Source organism: Ferrovibrio sp. (assembly GCF_025869515.1).
Lineage (GTDB): Bacteria > Pseudomonadota > Alphaproteobacteria > Ferrovibrionales > Ferrovibrionaceae > Ferrovibrio.
The window spans coordinates 1-6849 of the sequence record NZ_JAOZVR010000072.1; the positions used below are offsets into that span (position 1 = coordinate 1).

The following is a 6849-nucleotide window of genomic DNA, read 5'->3' on the forward strand; positions in this document are numbered from 1 at the left end:
CGAAGGCGAGCGCCAGGCCGGTCGCGATGATGATGATGACGGCGACGATCTTGGCCACTGGTCCCTCGATCGACTGGAGGATTTTCTGGAGTGGCGCTTCCCACGGCATGGACGAACCGGACGCATGGGCGGCCGGAACGAGAACGAGATTGACGTAGGTGAAGGCGGCGGCGGTCGCGATCGTGCGACGCACGCGGATAGTGGTGCGGATCATGCGGATTCTCCTGTGCTGGTGGGGATGGCTTGGGTGATGCGGTAGTCGCCGTCGGCACCGAGCCCCTTCGACGCGGGCGAGTTCGACGAGCCGGCGCGCGGAACCGCGGCCGGAGAGGACGGCAACGAGGTCGATGGTCTCGGCGATCAACGCGCGCGGGACGGTGACGACGGCTTCCTGAATTAGCTGTTCGAGACGGCGCAGCGCGCCGATGCCGGTGCCGGCGTGGATCGTGCCGATGCCGCCGGGGTGTCCGGTGCCCCAGGCTTTGAGAAGGTCGAGCGCTTCAGCGCCGCGTACCTCGCCAATCGGGATGCGGTCGGGCCGCAGGCGCAGTGAGGACCGGACGAGATCGGAGAGCGTGGCGACGCCGTCCTTGGTTCGCATGGAGACAAGGTTCGGGGCGGTGCATTGCAGTTCGCGCGTGTCTTCGATGATGACGACGCGATCGGTGCCCTTTGCCACTTCGGCCAGCAGCGCATTGGTTAGCGTGGTCTTGCCGGTCGAGGTGCCGCCGGCGACGAGGATATTGGCGCGGGACGTGACAGCCGCACGCAACGCTTCCGCCTGATCACCGGACATGATGCCGGCAGCCACATAATCGTCGAGGGTGAAGACGGCGACGGCGGGCTTGCGGATGGCGAAGGCCGGGGCTGTGACCACAGGAGGCAACAGCCCCTCGAAGCGTTCGCCGGTCTCGGGCAGTTCAGCCGAGACGCGAGGGCTTCGGGCGTGGACTTCCGCGCCGACATGATGTGCGACCAGGCGCACGATGCGTTCGCCATCTGCGGGCGACATCATCTCGCCGGTATCGGCCAGACCTTCGGAGAGACGGTCCACCCAGATACGGCCATCCGGGTTCAACATCACCTCGACAACGGCCGGTTCTTCCAGAAAGCGGGCGATGGCGGGGCCGAGCGCGGTGCGCAGCATCCGCGCACCGCGTGCAATGACTTCTGGTTTTTGGTGGTTGGCAGTCATATCGGCCCCGTTTGTTCACGAGGCGCAACAGACAGTCCCCGGATTGGGGTCGATTAAAAGAGCCGCAAATCAGGCCGGTTCAACAAGTATCTAAGTGCGTGCGGGGATCGGCGGCCCTCGGCGGCGAATAGGTCGGATTGAATATTCAAGCTGGATCACTATTCGCCTCGAACTGATCTGTCGAAGGCTCCGCAGGAACCGACTCGACATCGCGTGACAGCTCTTTCAAGAACCTGTCTCCGGTGGCCAATCGACGGCCGAGCGTCTGCATGAAGCCTTTGAACCGCTCCGCACCTTTTGCCTTGGCGGATGCTTGCGCGCCGTCCGGCACCGGCGGCGTGACCAGGAGCCAGAATTGGACAAACAGCGAGACGGCCTCGCCGAGCACGGCGAGATCTTCGTCTAGCCCGTCGATCTGGCGGCCGAGCTTGTCGAGGCGGCGCGACATGGCTGCTTCCAGTTTCTCGCTCGTATCGCCCGACAGGAAGGAGGCGACAGCCGCCTCGACGATGGCGGATTTCGAGACCTTGCGGCGCAGCGACAGGGCTTCGATCTGTTTGAGCAAGGCTGGATCGAAATAGACATTCATGCGGGTGCGGGTCGTCATGGCGAGTTCCTCAAAGTTCGATGCCGTCGCCGGGGTCTAGTGACGCCTGCCGCGAGATTCCGCGCATTCGGGCGCGCATGGCGTTGGCCTTGGCGGCGTCCACGTCCGGTTCGTCGTCCAGTAGGTCGAACTCCTGTGCTGACGGCGGGCACGGCGTGATGATTTCCTCATGCTCGGGCAATTCCGGCTCGCGGCGGATGCCGGCATTGGCCGGGTCGCCATCTGCATTTCCAGGGTTGGTCACCGATGCTCCGCCAGCCGCTGCGACAACGCGGGCGGACCAATCGTCCGATGCGGAAGGGTTTGCGGCAGACGCCAAGGCGACCAGGTCAGGCGGGGTCAGGATACGCTCCTGCAACCGCCGATCCTCGAAATACCGGGCCTTGTTGGCGCGGATCGGCGGTGTTCCGGCCACCATGACGATTTCGTCGGTAGGCGGGAGCTGCATGATCTCGCCGGGGGTCAGCAGCGGCCGCGCCGTCTCCTGCCGCGAGACCATCAGATGGCCGAGCCATGGCGAGAGCCGGTGGCCGGCATAGTTGGTGGAATCGCGCATCTCCGTCGCCGTGCCGAGCGCGTCGCTGACCCGCTTGGCAGTCCTCTCGTCATTCGCCGCGAAACTCACCCGGACATGGCAATTGTCGAGGATCGAGTTGTTCTGGCCGTAGGCGCGTTCGATCTGATTGAGGCTCTGCGCGATCAGGAAGCCCTTGATGCCGTAGCCCGCCATGAAGGCCAGAGCGGACTCGAAGAAATCGAGACGGCCGAGCGCTGGAAACTCGTCCAGCATCAAGAGCAGCCGATGGCGTTTGCCAGAAGTCGTCAGCTCCTCGGTGAGCCTGCGACCGATCTGGTTGAGGATCAGGCGGATCAGCGGCTTGGTGCGATTGATGTCAGACGGCGGAACGACAAGGTAGAGGCTGACCGCCTTCTTGCCTCCGACGAGATCGGCAATCCGCCAGTCGCACCGTGCCGTGACGCGAGCCACGACCGGATCGCGGTAGAGGCCGAGAAAGCTCATGGCAGTCGAGAGCACGCCCGACCGCTCATTGTCGGATTTGTTCAGTAGCTCGCGGGCGGACGATGCGATGACGGGATGAACGCCGGCTTCGCCCAGGTGCGGCGTGTCCATCATCGCGCGCAAGGTGGCTTCCACCGGGCGGCGCGGATCGGACAGGAAGTTGGCGACGCCGGCCAGCGTCTTGTCCTTCTCGGCGTAGAGGACATGCAGGATCGCGCCGACCAGCAGGCTGTGGCTGGTCTTTTCCCAATGGTTGCGCTTATCGAGACTGCCTTCCGGATCGACCAGAATATCCGCGATATTCTGCACGTCGCGGACTTCCCATTCGCCCTGCCGCACCTCCAGCAAGGGATTGTAGGCTGACGACTTCGCGTTGGTCGGATCGAACAGCAGCACGCGGCCATGCTCGGCGCGGAAGCCGGCTGTCAGCGTCCAGTTCTCGCCCTTGATATCGTGGACGATGCAGCTTCCCGGCCAGGTCAGCAGCGTCGGCACGACGAGGCCAACGCCTTTGCCGGATCGCGTCGGCGCGAAACACAGGACATGCTCCGGCCCGTCATGGCGCAGATAATCTTGGTTGTAGCGCCCGAGCACGACACCATCGGGACCGAGCAGGCCGGCCGAGCGGATTTCCCTGTCCTCAGCCCATCGTGCCGAGCCATAGGTCGCGACGTTTCCGATCTCGCGCGCCCGCATGATCGACATGGTGATGGCGACGGCGATGGCGAGGAAGCCGCCAGACACCGCGATAATGCCGCCCTCGGTAAAGATCGCGGGTGCGTAGGCGTCGAAGGAAAACCACCACCAGAAGAAGGCCGGGGGATAATAGACCGGCCAGCCCACCATCTCGAACCATGGGGTTCCGAGTTGCGCCTGAAAGCCGAGCCGCCATGCTGTCCATTGTGTCGCCGCCCAGGTCATGACGAACACGATGGTCAGGACAACGGTGATCTGACCCCAGAGAATTCGGCCACCACGCATACAGGCTCCAATCGGCAAAAATGTCGGAGCCGATCAGAGAATGGGCGTTTTTGGGAGTGGCAACAGGTAAGACGAGGCCGGAGGGCTGCCGGATACGATCGGCGGCAAATCGGATGGATCGGGCTTCAGCCGGTGTGTTCGTCGCGCGGTTTGGAACGACAGCAAGAATTCAATTGGGTTGAGTCGAGCGGCCCATTTCGTCTGCCAGGGCGAGCAGGTTGCGGAGTGCAGCGCTACGGTTCTGCGGCGACCATACGGCCGAAAACACGACAGGTTCCGGCTCGTCGTCGATCGACAGAAAGGCAACCCCTGCCGTGGGAGATAGTTGGCTCGCGGCTCCAAGAAGCGTGATGCCAAAACCCTGCGCGACCATGGACAACAGCGTACCGCGTTCCACCTCGAAACGCTGGATGACCGGCTGTGGCCAGCGTCCGGCAAGACGCAACACGATATGGTCATGGACCTGCGGTCCCGTTCCACCATGGCGGACAAGGAAAGTCTCACTCGCGAGATCGGGCCATGTGACGCAGGGTTCTTCAGCGAACCGATGGTTTGCCGGTAGCGCCGCGACCAGCGGTTCGGTCCAGATGGGACGAGAATGGCAATCGGGCAGATCGAACCTGCCGACCAGAAATGCAACGTCGAGCCGGTGGGCGCGCAACTGTATGATCGCGTCGCGCGCCGATCCTTCGACCATTTCAACGCCGATGGCGGGATGGTCCGCTCGGTATCGCGTCACCAGATGGTCGAGAAAGCTGCCGGGGATGAGGCCATGAATACCCATGCGCAGACTGCCGCAATCTCCCGACGCGGCCAGGCTGGCGGTTTTTATAGCAAGGTCGAGATGGTCGACGCCGGTTGTGACGCGCTCGACAAAATGCCGGCCAGCTTCGGTCAGCCGAACGCCGCGCGTGTTGCGCTCGAATAGCGGAATACCAAGTTCTTCTTCCAGCGCCCGAATACGGGCGCTGACACTTGATTGGCTAATGCCGAGCGCCTGGGCGGCATGGTGGAAGTTTAGGTGTTCTGCGACAGCCAGCGTCTGGATAAGAGATGCCATCGGGATACGCCCGCTGAACAGTTGGGGCGATTGATGCAGGGAAGTATCTTTCAGCCGCCGCCTGCGCATTCATCGCCCCCTCTCGCTGGTCGACAGTCGGCGGGTGCCGAACCACACAAGAAGAGCGAAAAGACTGAACGTCGCCCCTAAAGCCGATACGCCGAGCCAGCCTGAGTGTGCGAACACCATGGTGGAGGTGATCGCGCCAACGCCGCTGCCAAGCGAGTAGAAGACCATATAGCCGCCGACGAGACGGCTGCGCGCCTCGGGGTGACGCTCGAATATTATGCTCTGGTTCGTGACGTGGACTGCCTGCACGGCGAGGTCGAGAAGTATGACGCCGACAAGAAGCGCCGGAAGCGACACCGGCAGAAGTGCGATCAATGCCCATGACACCAGCAAGAAGATGAGTGAGAGGCCCGTGGTCCATTGTCCAAGACCGCGATCGGCGAGCCTGCCAGCGCCGGTCGCCGCAATCGCTCCAGTCAGGCCGACGAGACTGAACAGACCAATTTGTGTATGAGAATAGGAAAAGGGTGCGGCACTGAGCGGCAGCACGAGCGCAGTCCAGAAGGTGCTGAAAGCCGCGAAAATAAGCAGCGCGAGAACGCCACGGACAAGCAATATCCGGTCATGCAGAAACAGGGTTGGAGTGGATCGTAGCACGGCGAGGTAGTTGTCAGTTCCGGTCGGCGAGGATTGCCGTGGCAGAACACGCAGCAAAAGGCCGACCATGACGAGCGTGAGGACGGCCGAGATGAGATAGACCATCCGCCAACCGCCGAGGTCCGCGAGCAGCCCGGCGATGGAGCGCGCACCGAGGATCCCGATCACGATACCGCTCGTCACGAGCCCAACGGTCCTTCCGCGCTCTTGCGGTGAGGCCAGCGTCGCGGCGAACGCGATGAGAATCTGGATCACGACCGCCATCAGGCCCATTGCGGCCAGACTAGCGAATAGGATTGCCTCCGATCTCGCCATGGCGATCGAAACCAGGGCGATCACCGATAATATGCCCTGGCCGAGTATCAGTTTGCGACGGTCGACAAGATCGCCGAGGGGAACAATGAAGATCAACCCCAGCCCATAGCCAATCTGGGTTAGCGTCACGACGAGACCCACGGTCGCCGGCGCAATGCCGAAATCCTGCGCAATCGCATCAAGCAGCGGCTGAGCGTAGTAGGTATTGGCGACGCTAAGACCGGCCGCGGCAGCAAAGGTCAATGTGGCCGTTCTCGAAAGCCCGCCACCTGATTGCGCGTCATCGCGGTTTGGAGGCATTTCAAAGGTTCCCGCTTGTTCTGAGTTGCGGGACTTTGCTGCACCGCCTCCAGTTTCTTTGATTAGGTGGAGGCCCCGCGCTGGATTCGAACCAGCGCTGCAAGGATTTGCAGTCCTTTGCGTAACCACTCCGCCACGGGGCCGCATTCTCATGTCTCTTCTGCCGCGCGCTTTGAGAGAGAGGGGAAAACCTCGTTGCAGCGTTCGGCGAACAGGCGAATTTCCTCATCGGTGACGATCAGCGGCGGCAGCACGCGGGTCACGTTGTCGCCAGCGGCAATCGTCAGCACCTTCGCCCGCGCGCGCAGCGCTTCAACGATTTCCTGCGACGGGAGCGTGGTTTTGATTCCGAGCATCAGGCCACGCCCGCGCACCTCGACGATGAAGTCGGGATAGCGTCCGGCTACGTCCTGCAGCAGCTCGCGTAGCAAAGCACCCTTGTGCCGGATTTCCGCGAGCAGCGGGTCATCCATCACGATGTCGAGCACCGCGTTGGCGACGGCCCCGGCAAGCGGATTGCCCCCGAAGGTCGAACCATGCGCGCCAGGCGTCATGCCGAACGCCGCGTTGCGAGTGGCGAGGCACGCGCCGATCGGGAAGCCGCCGCCGAGCCCCTTGGCTAGACTCATGATGTCGGGGACAACACTGGATGGCCTGCTGCCGGTTCCGTGGACACCATCTTAAGCTAGTTCGGCCATCCGTTC

Annotated in this window: 5 protein-coding genes, 1 tRNA gene and 2 pseudogenes; all 8 read right to left on the minus strand. The window is 62.9% G+C overall.

Going from position 1 to position 6849, the window contains the following annotated elements; translation table 11 throughout:
* A partial coding sequence (locus OJJ21_RS11255) for a TrbC/VirB2 family protein (RefSeq protein ID WP_297686223.1) occupies window positions 1-214 on the minus strand: 214 nt, incomplete at its 3' end.
* Window positions 211-1195, minus strand: a pseudogene (gene trbB, locus OJJ21_RS11260) (P-type conjugative transfer ATPase TrbB). The gene OJJ21_RS11255 and the pseudogene trbB, both read right to left, overlap by 4 nt.
* 145 nt (window positions 1196-1340) lie before the next feature.
* Window positions 1341-1802, minus strand: coding sequence for a CopG family transcriptional regulator (locus OJJ21_RS11265; protein ID WP_066696490.1), 462 nt, complete (start codon window positions 1800-1802; stop codon window positions 1341-1343).
* A gap of 10 nt (window positions 1803-1812) precedes the next feature.
* Window positions 1813-3804 carry a conjugal transfer protein TraG gene (locus OJJ21_RS11270; RefSeq protein WP_297686226.1) on the minus strand — a complete coding sequence of 664 codons (1992 nt, stop codon included), beginning with the start codon at window positions 3802-3804 and terminating at the stop codon, window positions 1813-1815.
* A gap of 169 nt (window positions 3805-3973) precedes the next feature.
* Window positions 3974-4933 carry a LysR family transcriptional regulator gene (locus OJJ21_RS11275; protein WP_297686228.1) on the minus strand — a complete coding sequence of 320 codons (960 nt, stop codon included), beginning with the start codon at window positions 4931-4933 and terminating at the stop codon, window positions 3974-3976.
* Window positions 4934-6088, minus strand: coding sequence for an MFS transporter (locus tag OJJ21_RS11280; RefSeq protein WP_297686230.1), 1155 nt, complete (start codon window positions 6086-6088; stop codon window positions 4934-4936).
* A gap of 124 nt (window positions 6089-6212) precedes the next feature.
* A tRNA-Cys gene (locus OJJ21_RS11285) sits at window positions 6213-6288 on the minus strand.
* 6 nt (window positions 6289-6294) lie between these two features.
* Window positions 6295-6780, minus strand: a pseudogene (locus OJJ21_RS11290) (aminotransferase class III-fold pyridoxal phosphate-dependent enzyme); the annotation flags it as partial.
* Window positions 6781-6849 lie beyond the last annotated feature (69 nt).

Bases quoted from the DNA above. Each gene is read 5' to 3' on its own strand.
- OJJ21_RS11265 (WP_066696490.1), bottom strand. From the start codon at position 1,802: ATGACGACCCGCACCCGCATGAATGTCTATTTCGATCCAGCCTTGCTC.
- OJJ21_RS11270 (WP_297686226.1), bottom strand. From the start codon at position 3,804: ATGCGTGGTGGCCGAATTCTCTGGGGTCAGATCACCGTTGTCCTGACC.
- OJJ21_RS11275 (WP_297686228.1), bottom strand. From the start codon at position 4,933: ATGCGCAGGCGGCGGCTGAAAGATACTTCCCTGCATCAATCGCCCCAA.